The organism is Yaniella soli (assembly GCF_054782375.1).
The window spans coordinates 21,731-40,538 of the sequence record NZ_BAAGSP010000010.1 but is presented as its reverse complement, the minus strand read 5'-3'; the positions used below and the strand labels follow the sequence as shown (position 1 = coordinate 40,538).

The window sequence follows — 18,808 nt, the reverse complement described above, 5'->3', positions numbered from 1 at the left end:
TAAGGACTCCCATGGCAATTTTCCGTACCCAAAAACCCATCCGCCGTGCTCTGATCACGGGAGTCGGCGCAATTGCTGCGCTGACACTCACCAGCTGCGGGCTAACTTCCGCCGGTGGCAGCGAGGACCGCACCATCAGCATCATCGTGACCGAATCCGCGCCGTACCAAGAGCCCACCGAGATCGCCAAAGACCTGTTGGCTGAGGATGGCTGGACGCTGGAACCCACCTACGTGACCGATATCGTGCAGCCCAACCAGGTGGTCTCGCAGGGCGAATACGATGCGAACTTCTTCCAGCACCTGGCCTATCTGCGTCAGTTCAATACCGATAATGGCACCGAGGTAGAACCTGCGTTCTCCACCTATTACTCATCATCTGGGGTCTTCTCGCTTGAGTATGATTCATTTGATGAATTGCCTGATGGCGCAGAAATTTCTTTGCCCGTTGACACCGCCAATAACGGTCGCGGTATCAAACTCCTGGCCGAGCATGGACTGTTGGAAATCGACGAGTCAATACCGGTCACCGAACTATCCCAGGCTGACATTACTTCTAACCCTAAGAACCTGGAATTTATTGAGATCGACCAGCAATCCTCTGCCCACACACTGAGTGACGTTGATGCGGGATTCGCGTTCGCCCGCCTGATCGCCGAGGCAGGCCACGACATCGACGAAACAGCATTGGCGTTGGAAGAAGACGAGGAAGTACGCCGTCCATATACCAATGTCGTTGCGGTGCAGCCGGGTGATCAGGCCTCTGAGAAAACCCAGGCGCTCCAGGACGCGTACCAGTCACCAGAGGTTCAGGAGTGGTTCGAAGACTATCTCGAAGGCGCAACGGAATACAACGGGGATATCACGACTGACGACGCCCAAGAGACTTGGTCAGAGTTCACCGCCGAATAGTGTTGGGAGACAACATCATATGAAAACCACGAAGACCGCGCGCGCCGGTGTTCTCAGTTCCCTGGCTGTTCTGACCCTGTCCGGCTGCGGACTAGCTTCCGCCGGCGACGGCGATCGCACCATCAGCATTATTGTCACAGAATCCGCTCCGTATCAGGAGCCAACCGAAATCGCCAAGGAAATGCTGGCCGAAGAAGGCTGGACCCTGGAACCCACCTACGTCACGGATATTATCCAACCCAATCAGGTGGTCTCGCAGGGCGAATACGATGCGAACTATTTTCAGAATGCCGCATATTTGCGCCAATTTAACCAAGACAATGGGACGGATGTTGCGCCAGCCTTCTCGGTCTACTACGCGCCAGCAGGAATCTTTTCGTTGCGCTATGACAGTCTGGAAGATTTGCCCGAAGGCGCACAGATATCCCTGCCCGTAGACACCGCCAATAATGGTCGCGGACTCAAAGTTCTTGCCGATGAAGGGCTGCTTGAAGTAGACGAATCTGTACCGGTCGCCCAACTCTCCCAAGAGGACATTACCGACAACCCGCACAACTTCGAATTCATCGAAATTGACCAGCAATCCACCGCGCAGACTCTGTCAGATGTCGACGCGGGTTTTTCCTTCGTACGCATGGTAGTTGAAGCTGACCATGATCTGGACGAAGTCACGTTGAAGCTTGAACCGGAGCTCGATGACAGTCTGCCCTATTCGATCGTGGTGGGTGTGCAGCCAGGTGACGAAGAAAGCGAGAAGACCCAAGCACTGCAAGAGGTATTCCAATCAGAAGAAGTCGAGGAATGGTTCAACGAATACCTGGAGGGATCAGTGGAGTTCACCGATGAGTACACGACCGATAACATCAGCGAATCCTGGACTGAGTTCACCGCCGAATAGCTGATCCCCACCCGTCACCCTCGAAGAACATTAGGAGCACATCGTGTCACATCGTCGTCCAATGGTCCTGTCCGCCTTCATGATGAACACCACCAGCCACATTCTGGGTGGCGCCTGGCGCCAACCCGAAGCCCAACAACACCGTTTCAACGAACTTGCCCACTGGGTTGACCTGGTCAAAACCCTGGAAGACGGCGGCTTTGACCTCGCGTTCTTCGCCGACGTTGTTGGCGTCTACGGGGACCACGAGGGAGGCTGGGCTTCGCACGTCCGCCGTGGCCTGCAAATCCCAGCCAACGATCCGCTCGTCTTGTTGTCCGCACTGGCCGCGACCACCAACCGCATTGGGCTGGCGCTGACCTCATCGGTGATCCAAACCCACCCGTATACTTTCGCCCGCCAGCTCTCCACACTGGATCATCTGACCGGTGGGCGAGTGGGCTGGAACGTGGTGACCTCGGCGTTGGAAAACTCGCACCGCAACTACGGTGGGGCCGGACTCCTGGAGCATGACAACCGGTACGACGTGGCCGAAGAATACCTCGAGGTGTGCTACAAACTCTGGGAAGGATCCTGGGACGATGACGCGCTGCTAGCCGACAAGACCCGGCACCACGAACGCGGTGTCGGGCTACACGCAGACCCGGCCAAGGTCGCCAAAATCCATCACGTTTCACGGAACTACACGGTCGAAGGCCCTCACTTGTCTTCACCATCACCGCAGCGCACCCCGGTGGTATTCCAGGCGGGCTCATCACCTCGGGGCCGCGATGTCGCTGCCCAACACGCCGAGGCCACCTTCTCGATGGCCCCGAGTCTGGCTCAGGCGCAGCAACATGCCGCTGATGTGCGTCGTCGTGCCGTGGGTTTTGGTCGCCAACCCGAAGATGTGCAATTCATCCAGGGCCTCTCTTTCGTGGTCGGTTCGACCGAAGCCGAAGCTCAGGCAAAAGCCGCCGAGTTGGACGCCTCATTGGATGATGATGCGCTGGTTGCTCACACCGGTGGCAGTCTCGGTGTTGATTTGGGCTACCTCCCGCTCGATACACCGATCGGTCAGTTGGCCACCGAAGGTTCGCGGGGGCATTTGGCAGAACTGCGTTCCATGAACCCCGATGGCGACATGACCGTGCGCGATCTGGCGCGTTTCCGGGCGCAAGCCACCAGGATCACCGGAACACCCGAGCAAATCGTCGATAAACTCGAGCAGTGGCAGGACGCTGGTATTGACGGCATCAATGTCATCAATGCGACGTTGCCCGGCAGCTACGTGGAGTTTGTTGACCACGTGATCCCGGAACTTCGCGCTCGCGGCATGGCACGGAGCACCGAGGAACTCGAAGCGCAGACTGGCACGACCTTACGCGGACGCTTCACTGGCGCAGATCGTCTGCCCGACTCGCATCCGGCAACCCAATATCGTGGTGCGTTCGGAGAATACAGTGCTGCTGCAACAGAACTCAGTAAGGACGACGTTCTTGCCACCACAATGGCAACAGCAGCTCAGTAGTCGCTGGTTCTCTTGCGAGGACGTAGGGTTCGTACGACTGCCCAGACGAAGCCAATCAGCAGGACGGTAAAGCTTTAGCTTTACCGTAATCGAAAGCGAGCCACGGTGAATCAATCGAAAGTTTGATCCCAAGATCAACCCATTCCCCGATGTAGTCACACACTGAAAACACCAGACTGGATTCAGTACCAAAAGCTGACGAAACGTTGCAAGGGGATGGATCCATGTTTGTTGGATTACGCGAAATTGGAGCCGCCAAGGGGCGGTTCACGCTCATGGGAGCCGTGGTCGCCATGATCACGCTGCTATTGGTGATGTTGACCGGTCTAACCGGGGGTTTGGGCGCTCAAAACACCTCCGCCCTCGAAGACCTGGACCCCCAGCAGTATGTCTTCGGCAACGCACTGAATGATGATGCGCCAGAGGAACCGTCTTTTGCTGAATCATCGGTTACCGAGGCCGATCAGCACGCATGGGCCGACACCGATGGCGTAGACAACGCTGTTCCTGTGGGTATGACGCAGACTCTATTGACCGGCGAATCCTCGGGAAGTGTGGCAGTCTGGGGCATCCCAGAAGGATCCGGACTCGTCGAAGACACCGCGTCCGAGGCACTCTCCGGCACAACAGAACCGGACGCGGACGGCGTCGTCGTGTCTGAATCCATCGCCGAAGAACAGGCACTGCAGGTCGGCGACGACGTCACGATTGGCCCAGTTGAGCTTGCCGTCCAAGGTGTCGTAGAAGACCAATGGTATTCACACTCTGGCGTCGTATGGGTCACTACTGAATCCTGGCAGGGCATCAGCCACGCGCAACAAGATGTGATCGGCACTGTGCTGGCCGTATTCGGCGATGAAAACGCCGACGCCTGGGACGACGCAGCCCAGAGTACCGGCACGGTAAACACCGGGGTGTCGGAATCCTTCCAAGCACTGCCCGCATACTCCTCTGAGAATGGCTCGCTGACCATGATGCAGGGCTTCCTCTACGCGATTTCTGCGCTGGTGATCGTCTCATTCGTCACCGTCTGGACGATTCAACGCACCCGTGACCTGGCCGTGCTGCGCGCACTTGGTGCCGCGACCGGATACCTGTTGAAAGACTCACTGGGCCAGGCTGCCGTCATCCTCGCCATCGGAGTGGTGGCCGGAGCCGGCGTGGGTGCGGGGCTTGGTGCTCTTGCCGCAGGAGCAGTGCCCGTCAGCCTCTCGGCACTCACCGTGGTTGGCCCGGCCGTTGGCATCTGGGTGCTGGGCGTCCTCGGGTCCGCCCTCGCGGTGCGCCGAGTATCGAAAGTTGATCCACTTCTGGCACTCGGTGGCAACTAATAACACGCTGACCCGCTCAATTGCATAACCCCTCGAACCGGTTCGGAAAGGACTGTTCACTATGACCACTTCCGTCAAAGCTCACAACACAACCCCCGCGACAGCTCGCGCAGCGGTCGATTTGCAAGACGTCAGCCTCGTGTACCCCGACGGCTATGATGCTGACGGGACGCCAGTGACGGTATCGGCGCTTGATCGGGTCGACTTCACTGCTGCTCAATCAGAACTGACCGCGCTGGTTGGTGAATCCGGGTCTGGGAAATCTTCGTTGCTCTCGGTGATCGGAGCCCTTGTCCAGCCCACGTCCGGCACGGTCATGGTTGGCCAGACGAACGTGCGTGAGCTCAAAGAAAAGCGACAGGCGGCATTGCGCCGAGACACGGTAGGTCTGATTTTTCAACAACCGAACCTGCTCAGTGCACTTGGTGTGCGTGACCAGCTCTTGGTCACCGATCACCTGCGCGGACTGCGCGGCAAGAAATTGAAACAACGCCGGTCACGGGCGGATGAACTGCTCGACGTCGTCGGGCTGGGGGACATGTCCAACCGAAAAATCCACACATTGTCGGGTGGTCAACGTCAGCGCGTCAATATCGCCCGAGCCTTGATGGGGTCGCCCCAGGTGCTCTTGGCCGACGAACCCACCTCCGCTCTGGATCAGTCGCGCTCGCACGAGATCATGCAGCTACTGCAGAATCTCACCAAAGAATTCTCGGTGGCAACCGTGGTCGTAACTCACGATCGTGGCCTGGTGCAGTACGCCGATCAGCAGGTCACTCTGTCTGATGGTGCGGTCGTCTCAGCAGAGCGGTTGGGCTCGTCAGTTAGCTAAATAGGTCCACTGCCGTATCGATGACGGTCTGCAACACCGGGTTGAGCGAATCGCGACGCCACACGAGTCGAAGCGGTAACGGCGTGTTCGTCGGGTCATTGATTTTCAGGAACTTCACGTCATCGGCGGGGACTGACGACGCGACGGATGACAGCGTCAATGACGCGCCCATACCCACGCCGACGAGCAACATCACGGTCCACGAATCGGGGACAGTCTGGTTGCGACGCGGCACAAATCCTGCATTGAGTGACAGGTTGCGAAAACGGTTCTGCAAAGCAGAGTTGTACCCGCCGGGCAGATTGATCCAGGGATCCTGGGCGAGCTCGCGCATGCTAATGTGCTCGTGTTTGGCCAACGGGTGGTTCTTGTGCACGGCGATGAGGACATCGTCATCACTGAGGTGCAGAGCGTCGAGTTCCGATGGCAGGAATTCCCACAGACCGATGGAGAAATCCAAGGACTTATCGAGCACTTTCTTCAATGAATCATCAGCAAACTGCGAGGATTGCACTTCAAATCGCAGGCGTGGAGCTTTGATTGCTAGTTGTCTGGCCAGTGCTGCGACCTCGGCGTTTGAGCTCGCCCCGGCAAAACCCAGAGAAACCGTTCCGATTTGGCCTGTCAGCGTCGATTTCACGGATTCCAGCGCGCGATCTGAGGCCGCGATGAGCTCGCGAGCCGGCTCGATGAGGGTCTGACCAGCAACCGTGAGTTCGACCTGTCGGGAAGTGCGCTTAAATAGATCGGTACCCACAGAGCGTTCCAGTTTCTGAATGAGCCGCGATAACGGGGGTTGCCCCATTTGTAAGCGTTGAGCAGCACGTCCGAAGTGGAGTTCTTCGGCGAGCACCAAAAACGCTTTGGCATCTGCGACGTCCATGGGCCTCCCGATCAAAGAAATGTTGCTCCCCTTAACCATAAACCGATTCGCGAGGTCGACCACGCTGCCTTGGACCGATCGACCCGAGGATACCCGTCTCCTCTGACCTCAGCTCGTGTTTCGTCTCGAAACGGAAGGCCTCGGAGAGCTAATGTAGTGCCGACCACACGTTTTATGAATCCACAGGAGGAACATTGTCGAAGGCACCTGAAAATGCGATAGAACTCAACATTGCATTGCGTTGGTCAGACCAAGATCTGATGGGGCACGTCAATAATGCGCGAATTATGACGCTTGCTGAGGAAGCGCGTATTCGGGTTATGGGTCAGCTGCAGCGGACTGCGGGGACGGATGAACCGTTCGAGGCTGTCCTGCGCACCACCAATACAGATTTTCTGCGGCCCATAACCTATCCGGAAGACATCGTTGTTCGCATCTGGATCTCGAAAATCGGCAACACATCCCTGGTGATGCACCATGAACTGAGCCAGCACGGCGAGGTTGCTGTGACCGTTGAGGCCGTGGTTGTCATGTTTTCTTCTGAGCTGCAGGCGCCGACTCCGATCACCGGACAGGTTCGCGAGGCGCTGGAGTCCGTGTCGGCCTAGATTGTGCATGGTTTTGCCCGAACCGAGGACCGGTGCCGCTGACTGAGAAAGTTTGATCGCCAGAGCCCTCAAAAGGTTCTGGCGATCAGTCTTTGGGTACCTGGAAGTTAGTTCTCGATTTGCTGTTGTGGCTGACCGGCCTTGAGCGCTGCTAGGCGTGCCTCAACCTCGGTTTCATGCCCCAGATCTTCCAGCTCTTCAAATTGTGCGTCGAGTGTTGAGTTGGCGAGTTCTTCCTGTCCACGGACGCGAGCTTCTTCGCGGCGAATCTTATCTTCAAAGCGGGACAGCTCAGACGTTGGATCCAGCATATTGATCGATTTGACGGCGTCCTGGACCTGAGACTGGGCCTGTGCAGCTTTCGCACGAGCAACCAGTTCGTCGCGATGACTCACAAGTTCCTGACGCTTCTGCTTCATCTTCTCGAGACCGTCTTTGAGCTTTTCTACGACCTCATTTTGAGACGCGATGGAAGGCTCGGCTTCTTTGGCTGAGGACTCGGCATCCATCTGACGCTCAATGGCGACCCGTGCCAGCTTGTCGAATTTCTCTGCGCCGGCGGGGTCATTGTTCGCCCGGAACGCATCGGCCTTGTTGGAGGCAGCGAGGGCTTTTCGTCCCCACGTCATCGCATCTTCGCGATCCTCACGGTAATCGTCTTCGGCGAGCCGCAGGTTACCGATCGTTTGTGAGATGGCGGATTCTGCTTCGGCAATATTGGCTGTAAAGTCGCGGATCATTTGATCCAACATTTTTTGTGGGTCTTCGGCCGAGTCCAACATTGCGTGAATGTTGGCCTTCGTCATTTGCGTGATACGTCCCAGGATAGATTGTTTCGCCATATTCGGTACCTTTCATGCGGTTCCGGCGGATTGCCGGGTAATCGAGATGTACTGCTGACTGATCTTTAAGGGGCTAGAAACTTCCACCGCTTCCACCACCGCTTCCACCACCGAAACCTCCGCCGCCTCCGAGGCCACCGCCAAAGCCACCGCCGGAACCACCGAAGAAACCTCCGCCACCACGGGGCGGTCCACCAAAGCCATGACCGCCGCCCGAAGTGGTAGTGCCACCACCAAACATGCCGCCTAGGAGCAGGCCGCCGAGCATTGCGCTCATATTCGATCCGTGCCCGCCACGGCCACGATGATAGTGGTCAAAGTCTTGATAGTTTGCTTCTGCTTGCTGTTGAGAAATGCGAGCCAAACGCAATGATTTTTGGGCCTCGGCAAGTGCTTGGACTGGATCGTTGTCGCTGAGTTTTCGCGCGGTATCGAAATGCGTTTGAGCAGCCGAGAGCTTGGTTCGGGCGTCGTGACGAACTGCCCCTCGGCGTCGCCGGATGTAGTCGTCAGCGGTATCCATGGCTGATTGTGCTTTTGCCATCGCTGGTTCAAAATCACGCCGTGCGGCCTCAACCCGCTGGCGCTGATCGCGCAACGGCTGCAAGGCATCTTCCAGCGCATCTAGGGTCTCGTCGAACTCTTCGAGGTCCTTGGTCGGGTGCGTACTCGGGAGCCGTGCTGCGATATTTTCCGTCACGTGTTCGAGTGCAGCGATGCTTTTCGTCAACGATGAGTCTGTGCGCTGTTGTGAGGCAAAAGATTTTGCTTCGGTCAGCAGGTTTCTCGCCTGTTCGAGTTCAACATTGAGCTGACGTTGGGCCATATCCAAATGCGCGGGAAGTGCGCTGATGGACTCAAAAATGTCTCGCAATTCTTGGGTTGTATTCTCAGCCTCGTGGATGTTCCATGCAGCGCTGGACCTATCAGATGCGTCGAGGGCCTCTTGGGCTGCAGGGATCTTCTCTTGTCCAAATTCCAGGAGTCCTTTGGCCTGTTCGAGATTCCCAACGGCATCTTCCTGGGCCCGGTCGTCATAATCTGCATTGAGGTTTTCAAACGTGGCTACTGCTGTGTGCTGTTGTGCCACCAGCGGCTCAAAGACCGATTTCACCCGCTGAAGGGCCTCAGGAGCGTTGTTTTCCAAGTCACGGAGCTTTTCGAAATCTTGTTCGTGTGCTTGCAGCGACGATGTGACTTTTGCCGACCGGTCCAGTATTTCTTTCAACCATGACCGTTGTTCTTCTTCGGTATCCGGAATGTGGTCATCGAGCTGATACTGCAGCTGGAATGACTGTCGCATGTGTCCTTTTGCCTCTGCGACATCTTATTGGAACATCTCAACCGATTTATCGCCGTACGATGCTTGGGCGAAGCCGATTTCTTGTTCTGCAACCTTGATGGCATCATCAGCTTGGATGAGGGCGGAACCGGCTTGCGTCCTTAACTCTTGCACGGGGAGGTCGTCACGCGGATCCGCTGGGGCGGCGTTCGTTAGGGGTGCGTTTCGCTGTGGTAATTGTTTCTTATTGGAACGCCGATACCAGAAGACAATCGCCACGATGGCCACCACAATCAACAGCAGCGCTCCCAGAGCCAGCAGGTTCCCGATCATGCCAAGGCCCAGCGAAGGTTCCTCGAACTCCGTCTCTTCAACGTCAGCACTGAGCTCTCCGTTGGCGGCTGCAGCAAGACCTTCTACCGCGCCTTCAGCTGCACCGAGCCAGTCATCTTCGGAGAGGGCAGGCAGTATCAGTTCTCGATCGATCGGGGACTGATATTGACGGAACGGGCCCGAGGAGTGCGAGACAAAGTTGTATAGTCGATCTTCGGTCGCGATGGCCAGGATATTGTCGTTGGTTCCGAGCTGTTTTCCCTCGGCGACTTCTGCAACCCAAGACTCAGGTTCGGACGGCTTGTCAAAAGTGGGCACAAAGATCAAAAATGCCGTGGCACCGTGTTCCGATTGCAATTGGTTGACCTGCTGTTCCAGCTGGTCTTGCTCACCGGAGTCCAATACATCGGACTCATCTACGACGAATGTTCCCGGCGGGATGGTGACTGGTTCCGTAGCTTGTGCCGGCGTGACAAAGCCGAACATGAACAGCATCGACGTGAGAAGAGCTGTCCCAATTGTTCTGAGGATTATGGACCCACCTTTATCATGGACTGGGTATCGGATCCTAAGGTTAGACAAGCTCAAACTATCGTGGGTGTGCGATGACGCATGCGCGATCATGTTGTGCTTCAGGCTGATTTCGCGGACATCGCGACTCGCTGCGACGTGACCGACGTGCGTCCCTACCAAGCTTCCCACTTAACATCCCACCGTAGGAAGATGGTGGGATGTTAAGTGGGAAGCTTGGTTCGAGCGTCACGGTTATTCGGCGGCGAGCCCTTCGACCGGGGACATTTTCGCTGCCCGGCGTGATGGGGCGACCGAGGCGATCAGCCCAGCCAGGATCGCCACGAGAACTAGACCGGCGACCTCAAGCCACGGCCAGGACACGTCAATCCCGCCCGGCGATATTTGCGCGAAGATCGCATTGGACCCGGCCCAGCCGTAAAACATCCCGAGCAAGCTCCCGAGGATCGCTCCGATCGCGCTGATCAGGACCGCCTCCCAGGTCAGCATCGCCCGAAGGCCACGTTTGGTGAGCCCCAGCGCTCGCATCATCGAGTTTTCGCGGGTTCGCTCCAGTGCTGACAGCGCCAGCGTATTGGCGACTCCAACGAAGGCGATGAGCACGGAAATGCCGAGTAGTCCGACGACGGTGAGCATCACCGCATCGATGGCCTGCTGATACATTGCCCGCATGATCAACGGTGAGCTGACGTCATTGGGTGACAGTTCAACGTCGGCAATCATGTTGGTGATGAGTTCTTGCAGATCCGCCTGGGAGATATCCTCGTTTTCCACCTTGAGCCAGACCACGACGGTCCCGGCGGTATCGATCGTCAATTGTTCGGCGGTTGAGGGTGAGACTATGGGCGTGACCGATGGCAAATCAGATTGCACTGTGTCGAGCTCGACCTCGCCGTTGTCGGTGGTGACGGTCAGCGTCTCGGCCTCGTGCTGTTCAGGAACCAGGACGGTGCCGGGATCTTGCAGCGCTTGGGCTTCCGCCTCGGAAATGTCAGCCGAGATATCTGCCAGCTGCATCGGGTTCGCGGTCATGACTTCACCGGTATTGGACCAGGGCTCGTCGATCGAGCCGACCGGATACAACGGTTCAGCATCGGCAACGCCCGTGGTGTCTGCCAACTGTTCGACGGTCGAATCGATTTCGCCGCTATCGGTGGGGTCCATATCGGTCAGCTGTGCATAAACGTCAACCGGGTACTTCGTGGCCAGCATTTCATCGGTGTTTTCCTGGGCGGTGCGTCCACCGGTGATGATCATCGCGACCAGCGTGGTGCCCACGATCAGTGCGGTCGCGGTGGCCGCGGTGCGAGACCGGTTGCGAACCGAATTGAGTTGGGCCATCTTGCCTGGCACACCGGTTATTCGAGTGAGCCAGCCCAGACCGTAGACGGCACCGGGCACGAACAACACGCCCACGGTGAGAACCCCGATAAACGAGATCGCGCCGGCCAGGATTGCCGCGCCGATGAGCCCTTCGAACGCGAACCATATCAAGGCCGTGGTCCCGACGATGAGCATCAGCGCACCCAGCGCCAGACGCAATGCTCCGGCTTTCGAACCCAGGGTGGCGGCCGGGACGGGGCGCATCGCTTCGAGTGGCGAGACGCGCATGGCTTGGGATGCTGGCATCCAGGCTGCCAGGACGGTGATGACAACACCGGCGAGGAGCACCCACAGGATGTTGGGTTCGATGCCGAATGTTGCTCCGGCCATCCACTGTTGTGCCAGTGCGATCAACCCAAACATCAAGCCCACCGCCAGACCAATACCGATGATGGACCCAATGAGCCCGACCAACAGGGTCTCGGCGAGTACACCCTTGCGGATTTGGCCCCGCGTGGCACCAAGAACACGCTGCAGTGCATACTGACGGGTGCGTTGGGCAACCAACACCGAAAACGTGTTGTTGATGACCAACATCATCACCAACAGGGCGATGGCGGAGAACCCGCCGAGCACCACGCCGATCGCATCGAATCCGAGCGTATCGACCAGCTCTTCGGAGATCTGGACGTCCGGAGTGTTGACGGTGGCCGGGATACCCGCGGCATCCAGGGCGTTTTGTACCTCGATCATGACCTGGTCGATGTCGCCGTCGACCCGCAGCAACGCCGTCGTGTAGGTCGGCATCTCGGCAGTGAATTCGGTGAGTGCGTCCGGGGTCATGTAGGCCATCATCGCGCCCACGACCGTAGGGTCCATGGATTTGTCCATGATGCCCGAGAGCGTGAATTCGTGTTCGCTTTCATCGGCGATATCGCGAATCGTGACCGTATCTCCAACGGACATCTCATGCCGCTCGGCTGCGTCGGTGTCCAAGGTGATCTCGTCATCGGCATTGGGCAGTTCACCCGAGGTCAGCGGGGCAGAAACCAACGAGGTGTCCTGGGGAAGATTGGTGGTATAGACGAAATCCGAGTCAGCATCGAACGTCCCCTGCTGCTCTGAACCCTCGGGGAGGACCATGGCCGTCGCATTATTGATGAGCGGGTACACCTCCTCAACGCCTTCGACGTCCTCGAGGGTCCCGGAATCTTCGAGGGTTCCGGCTACATCATAGAACTGGGACTCGGGATCGCTGAGGACCTCGTTGTCTGCTTTGATGAGCAGATCCGCGTTGGCGTAGGTGCTGCCCAACATCTGTTTGGTGGTTTCGTTCGCCGATGACGTCACGAGCAGCGACCCGGCCAAGAACATGGTGCCCAACACGATGGCCACGAGCACGGCGACATAGCGCCGAGGGTGAAGACGCAGTTGACTGATAGCAAGTTTCCACATAGTTATTCACCCAGTTCTGCGAGCGCGGCGAGCACGGAGTCGGCGTTCGGATCATCGAGATGGCCAACGACGGCGCCGTCTTTGAGCAGGACGACTTTGTCGGCGTAGGCGGCGGCATGTGGGTCGTGAGTGACCATGATGATGGTCTGGCCCATGTCGCGAGCACTCGAGGCCAGCAGTTCGAGGACCTCGGCGCCGGTATTGGAGTCCAGCGCGCCGGTGGGTTCATCGGCGAAGACCACGGCCGGGCGGGTCAGTAGTGCCCGTGCGACGGCGACGCGTTGTTGTTGCCCGCCCGAGAGCTGATGGGGTTTATGTGTGAGCCGGTCGGTGAGTCCCAGGGTGTCGACGATTTGGTCGAACCAGGCTTCATCGACTTTGGCACCTGCCAGATCCAGTGGGAGCACAATATTGTCTCGTGCGTTGAGCGTTGGGACGAGGTTGAATGCTTGGAAGATGAACCCGATGTGGCTGCGGCGCAGCAGGGTCAGATCGTGGTCGCTCATGCCGCTGATGACCGTCGAGCTCACGGCAACCTGTCCGGCGTCCACGGTATCGAGGCCCGCGAGACAGTGCATGAGTGTGGATTTTCCGGAACCTGATGGCCCCATGATGGCGGTGAAATCCCCGGGGCGAAACGCTATGGAGACGTCGTCGAGGGCGGCAACCTTGGTGTCTTCGGTGCCGAATGTTTTGGTGATACTTTGTGCCGCAACGGCGGCTGGTGCTGTATTAATCGTCATGGTCCCAGTGTGTTCCAGGACGCCGTTGAGTGAATCACCAGCTGAGACGATCTTTGCTGGCTGGCATCATCCTCAAGGATGACTCCGTCCTACGCCTGGGCGACGACACCGCCCTTTTTGATGGTGATCTGCCAAGAGGCTTCGCCGGTGTCGTGAAAATCGGTGACTTCGTGACCGTCGTCGATGGCCCACTGCGGGATCGTTTCGGTGCCCTGTGTGCAGTCGAAATCGATGACCAGATGCTGCCCGGGCTCCAAATCCGCCATGACGTCCTTGGCCTCAATAAGCGGGAAGGGGCAGACCGCACCGAGTGAATCCAACGCGTAGTACCCATTGCCCAGATGCCGAGCTTTCTCATCGACCGTGTCGATGCTGATCAGTCCCGTGGCCATTTGCATGCCCGCCGGACCGGTGCTCACCGCTGGGGCGGTCGTGTACGTGGTGTTTAACGCCACGGCGTTTTGTGCTGGACCGGTTGTGCCAGCGCTGTCATTGGTCGTGGTGGTCTGCGGGGTTTTGGCTGGAGTGGCAACCGCAGGTTTGAGCCAGAATTTGGCGCCCACCCCGATACCGATCGCAATGAACAATAGGGCGATCCAGCCCTGGAAGCTAAACAGACTGGTTTGCACCATGCCGTTGCCCACGGTGCAGCCACCGGCCAGCGAGGCACCAACGCCCATCAGCAGGCCACCGCCCACAGAGCGCACGGCGGTCTTGGAGTCAGGGGTGCGAACGCGAAATTCGCCCGTTGCTTTTGCGGCGAAGAAGGCACCCACCAGCAGGCCGAGGACCAGCATCACACCCCAGTCGATCAATCCTTCATCGCCGGTGACGGAGTACTGCAGCGAGTTCGCCGTCGGGGTCGTGATACCCAGACCGCTGTTGCGTCCGGTAGCTGCCGAGAGCGGCCAGGCGATCACACCGACGACGCCGATCAACGCGCCTGCCGTGTAGACATTGAGCGGCCGTTTCCACCGCGGCTGGTTGCTCAGCCGGGCGATCTTGGGCCGTTTCGCATCCTGTGCGCGGAAGTGCCGCACCAGGAAGAAGGTGAGGATGGAGATGCCAGCGGCGAACCACCACGGTGATACCCCCAGCGCATCCGGAATCGTGGTGAGCCCGGTGTCCCAGCTTTTCATCCAACCGTCGAAGCCGTTCAGCGCACCGTATTTCATGGCCGCTGCCGATACCGCATACATGGCCAGAGCGATCCATGAGCCGACCAGACCCTCGGCCGACCGGTACCAGGTTCCTGACGCGCAGCCACCGGCGAGGATAATGCCCAGGCCAAAGAGGAAACCACCGATAATGACCGCGGCCGGTGCAAAGCTGCTGTGCTCGGGCGCAATGACCCCGGTCGAGGTTAGCGCAGCCAGCCCGAGTGCATGCACCGAGATGACCACGAGCAGTGCGACGAAGGTTCGCCACGATCGCTGCATGAAAATGTCGCGAATCATGCCGGTGACACAAAATCTGCCGCGTTGCATCACAATGCCGAGGACAGCACCGATGAGTAAGCCTGTAAGAATCATGTGTCAAACACTAGACCGGTGAAAAATCGATCTGAAAATGCCCGACAAAAATCGCCATACACGCTCGCTGGCACTGCTGCACACGGGCGTATGATGGTGAGCCGATCGTCGTGTGAAAGGTGAGGGGTTTTCGTGTCCGTGGTGCTGGCCGCTGTGCCAATCCTCGTGGTGATCGGGCTGCTGTTAACCCGTGTCCCGGCGTGGGTGCCACCCGTTGCCGGCGTGTTGGCGGCAACACTGATTGGGCTGTGGGCGCTCGATGCGCATGCGGCGGAGTTGACCGAAGCGGTCGGCGATTCGGCGGCAACCCTGGTGAAAGTCTTGGCCATCATTGCCGGTGGAGTGACCCTGGCCCGGGTCATGGATCGCACCGGGGCACAGAAACAGTTGGCCGACTGGTTGGCCGCCGGGGGAGCGTCTCTGAGTTCGGCGTTGATGATGGCCAACGGTGTGGTGCCGTTTATGGAATCGGTGACCGGATTCGGGGTGTCACTGATCATCGGGCTGCCGTTGACGTTGGCGTTTGGTTTCACCGCGTACCGGGCAGCGTTGATCACCCTGATGGGCATTGTGATTGGTCCGTGGGGTTCGATGGGTCCCGGCACCCTACTGGGCGCGGAGCTGGCCGGTGAAACCTTCATGGATCTGGGCGTCGCCACCGCCATCGTCAACTTCCCGGCCGTCATGATTTCCGGTGTCGTCACCGCATTCATCGCCGCCCGCTCTGCCAAAGTGCGCGGTCTGATGCTGGTGGGGTATCTGTGTGTGGGCGCGGCATCGGGCCTGTTGCTCGGTGCGTTGGTGCTGGGCTCCAACCTGCTGCTAGGCACACCCGTTGCCGGTGCGGTAGGTGCCGCCATCATGAGTGTCGCCTGGCTGCTCGTGGTGCGCAAGGGCAACTTGCGGCCCGGCCCCGGTGGCTCGATTATCCCGTATGCCGTACTGGTCTTTGGCACCATTGCAGGCCAGCTGGTCTCCTCGGTCGTTCCCATCGGCTGGCTCGCAGAAGTTATCGCCAGCCCTGCGGTCTACGCGTTCGCCGGGGTCGGCGTTGCGCTGGCCCAATACCGGCAACCCACGCCCGGGCTCGCACACGACGCCTTCCGGCTGTGGCTGAACACCGGCGTGCCCACCGCACTGTACATCCTGTTTGGACTGGTGATGCAGGGCGGACACATTGCTGAAACGCTCGCCCAATCCCTAGCGAATCTGGAGGACGGCTATCTGTTCTTGATGCCGGTCATCGGCGCGCTGGGCGGCTATATGACCGCCTCGGGCACCGGCACCAACGCGATGTTCGGGCCCACCCAGGTTGCCGTCGGCTCCCAGTTGGATATTCACCCGCAATGGTCCATGGCGCTTAATAATGCTGCTGGGTGTTGGGGCACGATTGCGTCACCGGCACGTATTGAACTGGCCTACCAGCTCTCGACCGGACCATCACTGCACGACGACGGCCCACGCGTCACCCGTGGACGTCTACTCGCCGTGACCGTCCCCGTCCTCGTGGCATCCGCGATCTCCTGGGGCCTCATGGCCTACTTTGTGTTCCCAGGGCTCGACCCGCTCTAGACTATTGGTCAGAGTCTTCCGGCGAACCAGCGGCATCGTCCTTGAACGCCTTGAACACCAAGTACGCCACCGCAATACCGATCAGCACGATACCGATGACAAATGCCAGTATCGAAAAGTACCCGGTGAAAAAGTTGATCGCCAACGACGAGCCCAGCACCAGCGCCCCGATGATCAGCATCATGCTCATCCCCACCGTGGCCGGTTTTGCCCGGCGTGGGTTGGCTAAGTCCTTGTCGTTCAATCCTCTGCGTGGTTCCATAGGGTTATTATCTCCCGGTGCCGGGCGCTACACAATTCCGGTGCGATACGCCAGCACCACCGCCTGCACCCGGTCGCGCGCCTGCAATTTGGTGAGCACCTTGCCCACATGGGTTTTGACCGTTGTCCCCGAGACAAACAACTTGGCGGCAATCTCGGCGTTCGACAACCCTTCAGCCATCGCCTCGAGCACCTCGCGCTCGCGGCCGGTCAGCGTCGCCAGTGCCGCGAGGTCGGCATCGTAGTGACCAGACGACGTGGCACGTTTTGGGGTCACCAAGTGTTCCAAAAGCCGTTTCGTCGTCGACGGCGCAATGACCGCATCCCCGTGATACACCGAATCAATCGCGCCCAATAGCTGCTCGGGTGGGGCGTCTTTCAGGAGAAACCCGCTGGCACCGGCATCAATGGCGTCCAGGGCGTACTCATCGAGATCGAATGTGGTCAGCACGATGAGCTTCAACGCGTCGTTGACTTCCAAGAGCGCCTTGGTCGCGGCGATACCGTCCATCACCGGCATGCGTACATCCATGAGCACCACGTCGGCGTCACGAATATGGGCCGAGCGGAGGGCTTCTTGACCATCGGAGGCCTCACCGGTCACCGTCAGATCGTGTCGGGAGTTGATCAGCATCGACAAACCGGAGCGGATGAGCAGCTGGTCATCCACGATGGCGACTTTGATTGGTTGCATACTATCCATTCTCGTACGGCAGATGTGCATGAACGCGAAAGCCACCGCCAGCTTTCGGACCCGCCGAGAACGTGCCGTCATACAGTGCGGTGCGTTCTCGCATGCCGACTAACCCCTGGCCCGCATTGTCGTCTTCGGTTGAGCCCACGCCGTCGTCCTCAATCGTGACCGAGACGCCGGTATTTCGCCAGTGTAACGTCACCGTGGCGCTGGCTTGTTCACCGGCATGGCGGGCGACATTGGTCAGCGCCTCCTGAATAATCCGATACAACACCAGCTCGGCTCCGTCGGCGATCGCACGGGAAGGCTCACCCGTCTGATGGAAGACAACTTCGAGACCCGATAACCGAACGGTCGCGATGAGTTCTTCAATATTGCCCAGCCCGGGCTGCGGTGTCGTGTCGGCCCCATCGGTATCTCGTAGCACTCCGAGCAACCGGCGCATCTGGCCCAGGGCCTGGCGGCCAGTATCGGAAATCGTCTCCAGCGTACGCGGGGCGACGTCCGGATCTGCTTTGGCCGCGTATCGTCCGCCATCGGCTTGCGAAATCATCACTTGCAGCGAATGAGCGACGATGTCATGCAGCTCCCGGGCGATTCTGTTGCGTTCATCGGCGGCCGCCAGTTCACGCTCCTGCTGTGCCTCGATGCGCAACTGTTCGGTGCGGGTCTGGAGCGTTTCCATGCGCACGCGCCGGGTGCGCTGGATGTTGCCGATCGCCCAGAACAACACCACCAGCGCGATGACGGGAATGCTGATCGGGATGGCGTAGAACGCCCCGGTTGGTTCAATGATCTCGTCGGCCTGGTATGCATTCGAGGGGAAGAAGTGCGGCAACATCGTGACTTCGACCGCGTATAACCCCGCGCCCACCAGCGCGGTGACAAACCCAGCGATCGAGGCCCACCGGGGTGCTAAATGCGCCAGGTTTTGCACCGTGACGACCACCATGATCATCGATGGCATCAGCTGCGGCCCGAGGAACAAGTGGATCAGCGAGCCCACGACGACCAGCGCGGCCGAAAGCACCGGATTCGTCCGCCGGATGATCCACGGCGCCATATGCAACACCAGGATGGACCCAATCACAACATACAGCGCCCACTCGGGCCAGCCGTACACGAGGATGGGAAACGTGGACGACGTCATCGCGCCCGCCGAGGACAGTAACATCAGCCCCATCAACGGCAGGATGATGAGCCCATCGGCGATGCGCGGATACTTGCGCCACAGGGTGACTATTCGGTCAAAGAACTTCACGCGCAC

At 58.9% G+C, this 18,808-nt stretch carries 17 protein-coding genes; 7 read left to right on the top strand and 10 right to left on the bottom strand.

Going from position 1 to position 18,808, the window contains the following annotated elements; genetic code table 11:
* Positions 1-11 precede the first annotated feature (11 nt).
* The 5 genes from ACYVJT_RS06980 to ACYVJT_RS06960 all read left to right on the top strand — a co-directional run bounded on the left by ACYVJT_RS06980 (position 12) and on the right by ACYVJT_RS06960 (position 5,482).
* The gene (locus ACYVJT_RS06980; protein ID WP_343955880.1) at positions 12-911 is read left to right on the top strand and encodes a MetQ/NlpA family ABC transporter substrate-binding protein; all 900 of its coding nucleotides are present in this window, start codon (positions 12-14) and stop codon (positions 909-911) included.
* A 19-nt stretch (positions 912-930) separates the two neighbouring features.
* Complete coding sequence (locus ACYVJT_RS06975; protein ID WP_343955879.1) at positions 931-1,809, top strand: MetQ/NlpA family ABC transporter substrate-binding protein; 879 nt, start codon at positions 931-933, stop codon at positions 1,807-1,809.
* Positions 1,810-1,849: 40 nt separating this feature from the next.
* Positions 1,850-3,319, top strand: a complete 1,470-nt coding sequence (locus ACYVJT_RS06970) for an NtaA/DmoA family FMN-dependent monooxygenase (RefSeq protein WP_343955936.1) — start codon at positions 1,850-1,852, stop codon at positions 3,317-3,319.
* Between the two features lie 224 nt (positions 3,320-3,543).
* Entirely contained in the window at positions 3,544-4,650 is a 1,107-nt protein-coding gene (locus tag ACYVJT_RS06965) for an ABC transporter permease (RefSeq protein ID WP_343955878.1), read from the top strand.
* A gap of 61 nt (positions 4,651-4,711) precedes the next feature.
* A complete protein-coding gene (locus ACYVJT_RS06960; RefSeq protein ID WP_343955877.1) occupies positions 4,712-5,482 on the top strand; it encodes an ABC transporter ATP-binding protein in 771 nt (256 codons plus the stop codon).
* Here ACYVJT_RS06960 and ACYVJT_RS06955 read toward each other — a convergent pair.
* Positions 5,475-6,365 (bottom strand): LysR family transcriptional regulator, encoded by an 891-nt coding sequence (locus ACYVJT_RS06955; protein ID WP_343955876.1) that lies wholly within the window; start codon positions 6,363-6,365, stop codon positions 5,475-5,477. The two genes, ACYVJT_RS06960 and ACYVJT_RS06955, sit on opposite strands and share 8 nt — an antisense overlap.
* A gap of 194 nt (positions 6,366-6,559) precedes the next feature.
* On the opposite strand from ACYVJT_RS06955, the gene ACYVJT_RS06950 reads away from it, so the two are divergent.
* Positions 6,560-6,973 (top strand): acyl-CoA thioesterase, encoded by a 414-nt coding sequence (locus tag ACYVJT_RS06950; RefSeq protein WP_343955875.1) that lies wholly within the window; start codon positions 6,560-6,562, stop codon positions 6,971-6,973.
* Positions 6,974-7,080: 107 nt separating this feature from the next.
* Here the strand turns inward: ACYVJT_RS06950 and ACYVJT_RS06945 are convergent, their stop codons facing one another.
* The 6 genes from ACYVJT_RS06945 to ACYVJT_RS06920 form a co-directional block, all read right to left on the bottom strand.
* The gene (locus tag ACYVJT_RS06945; RefSeq protein ID WP_343955874.1) at positions 7,081-7,815 is read right to left on the bottom strand and encodes a PspA/IM30 family protein; all 735 of its coding nucleotides are present in this window, start codon (positions 7,813-7,815) and stop codon (positions 7,081-7,083) included.
* A 73-nt stretch (positions 7,816-7,888) separates the two neighbouring features.
* Complete coding sequence (locus ACYVJT_RS06940) at positions 7,889-9,118, bottom strand: coiled-coil domain-containing protein (RefSeq protein WP_343955873.1); 1,230 nt, start codon at positions 9,116-9,118, stop codon at positions 7,889-7,891.
* 24 nt (positions 9,119-9,142) lie between these two features.
* Positions 9,143-9,916 (bottom strand): TPM domain-containing protein, encoded by a 774-nt coding sequence (locus tag ACYVJT_RS06935; protein WP_343955872.1) that lies wholly within the window; start codon positions 9,914-9,916, stop codon positions 9,143-9,145.
* Between the two features lie 279 nt (positions 9,917-10,195).
* Positions 10,196-12,739 carry an ABC transporter permease gene (locus tag ACYVJT_RS06930; protein ID WP_343955871.1) on the bottom strand — a complete coding sequence of 848 codons (2,544 nt, stop codon included), beginning with the start codon at positions 12,737-12,739 and terminating at the stop codon, positions 10,196-10,198.
* Positions 12,740-12,741: 2 nt separating this feature from the next.
* Entirely contained in the window at positions 12,742-13,482 is a 741-nt protein-coding gene (locus ACYVJT_RS06925; protein ID WP_343955870.1) for an ABC transporter ATP-binding protein, read from the bottom strand.
* 89 nt (positions 13,483-13,571) lie between these two features.
* Positions 13,572-15,014 (bottom strand): YeeE/YedE thiosulfate transporter family protein, encoded by a 1,443-nt coding sequence (locus tag ACYVJT_RS06920; protein WP_343955869.1) that lies wholly within the window; start codon positions 15,012-15,014, stop codon positions 13,572-13,574.
* A 132-nt stretch (positions 15,015-15,146) separates the two neighbouring features.
* On the opposite strand from ACYVJT_RS06920, the gene ACYVJT_RS06915 reads away from it, so the two are divergent.
* Positions 15,147-16,586 (top strand): L-lactate permease, encoded by a 1,440-nt coding sequence (locus tag ACYVJT_RS06915; RefSeq protein WP_343955868.1) that lies wholly within the window; start codon positions 15,147-15,149, stop codon positions 16,584-16,586.
* 1 nt (position 16,587) lies between these two features.
* Here ACYVJT_RS06915 and ACYVJT_RS06910 read toward each other — a convergent pair whose 3' ends face one another.
* Genes ACYVJT_RS06910 through ACYVJT_RS06900 form a run of 3 tightly spaced genes read right to left on the bottom strand, consistent with a single transcriptional unit; the run spans position 16,588 to position 18,802 of the window.
* Complete coding sequence (locus ACYVJT_RS06910) at positions 16,588-16,848, bottom strand: hypothetical protein (RefSeq protein ID WP_343955867.1); 261 nt, start codon at positions 16,846-16,848, stop codon at positions 16,588-16,590.
* 27 nt (positions 16,849-16,875) lie between these two features.
* Positions 16,876-17,550, bottom strand: coding sequence for a response regulator (locus ACYVJT_RS06905; RefSeq protein WP_343955866.1), 675 nt, complete (start codon positions 17,548-17,550; stop codon positions 16,876-16,878).
* Positions 17,543-18,802, bottom strand: a complete 1,260-nt coding sequence (locus tag ACYVJT_RS06900) for a sensor histidine kinase (RefSeq protein WP_343955865.1) — start codon at positions 18,800-18,802, stop codon at positions 17,543-17,545. Before ACYVJT_RS06900 ends, ACYVJT_RS06905 begins: the two co-directional genes overlap by 8 nt.
* Positions 18,803-18,808 lie beyond the last annotated feature (6 nt).

Coding starts and splice junctions, on each gene's coding strand:
- ACYVJT_RS06935 (WP_343955872.1), bottom strand. CDS start 9,916: ATGTTCGGCTTTGTCACGCCGGCACAAGCTACGGAACCAGTCACCATC.
- ACYVJT_RS06955 (WP_343955876.1), bottom strand. CDS start 6,365: ATGGACGTCGCAGATGCCAAAGCGTTTTTGGTGCTCGCCGAAGAACTC.
- ACYVJT_RS06920 (WP_343955869.1), bottom strand. CDS start 15,014: ATGATTCTTACAGGCTTACTCATCGGTGCTGTCCTCGGCATTGTGATG.
- ACYVJT_RS06925 (WP_343955870.1), bottom strand. CDS start 13,482: ATGACGATTAATACAGCACCAGCCGCCGTTGCGGCACAAAGTATCACC.
- ACYVJT_RS06945 (WP_343955874.1), bottom strand. CDS start 7,815: ATGGCGAAACAATCTATCCTGGGACGTATCACGCAAATGACGAAGGCC.
- ACYVJT_RS06960 (WP_343955877.1), top strand. CDS start 4,712: ATGACCACTTCCGTCAAAGCTCACAACACAACCCCCGCGACAGCTCGC.
- ACYVJT_RS06905 (WP_343955866.1), bottom strand. CDS start 17,550: ATGGATAGTATGCAACCAATCAAAGTCGCCATCGTGGATGACCAGCTG.
- ACYVJT_RS06910 (WP_343955867.1), bottom strand. CDS start 16,848: ATGGAACCACGCAGAGGATTGAACGACAAGGACTTAGCCAACCCACGC.
- ACYVJT_RS06930 (WP_343955871.1), bottom strand. CDS start 12,739: ATGTGGAAACTTGCTATCAGTCAACTGCGTCTTCACCCTCGGCGCTAT.
- ACYVJT_RS06980 (WP_343955880.1), top strand. CDS start 12: ATGGCAATTTTCCGTACCCAAAAACCCATCCGCCGTGCTCTGATCACG.
- ACYVJT_RS06965 (WP_343955878.1), top strand. CDS start 3,544: ATGTTTGTTGGATTACGCGAAATTGGAGCCGCCAAGGGGCGGTTCACG.
- ACYVJT_RS06975 (WP_343955879.1), top strand. CDS start 931: ATGAAAACCACGAAGACCGCGCGCGCCGGTGTTCTCAGTTCCCTGGCT.
- ACYVJT_RS06940 (WP_343955873.1), bottom strand. CDS start 9,118: ATGCGACAGTCATTCCAGCTGCAGTATCAGCTCGATGACCACATTCCG.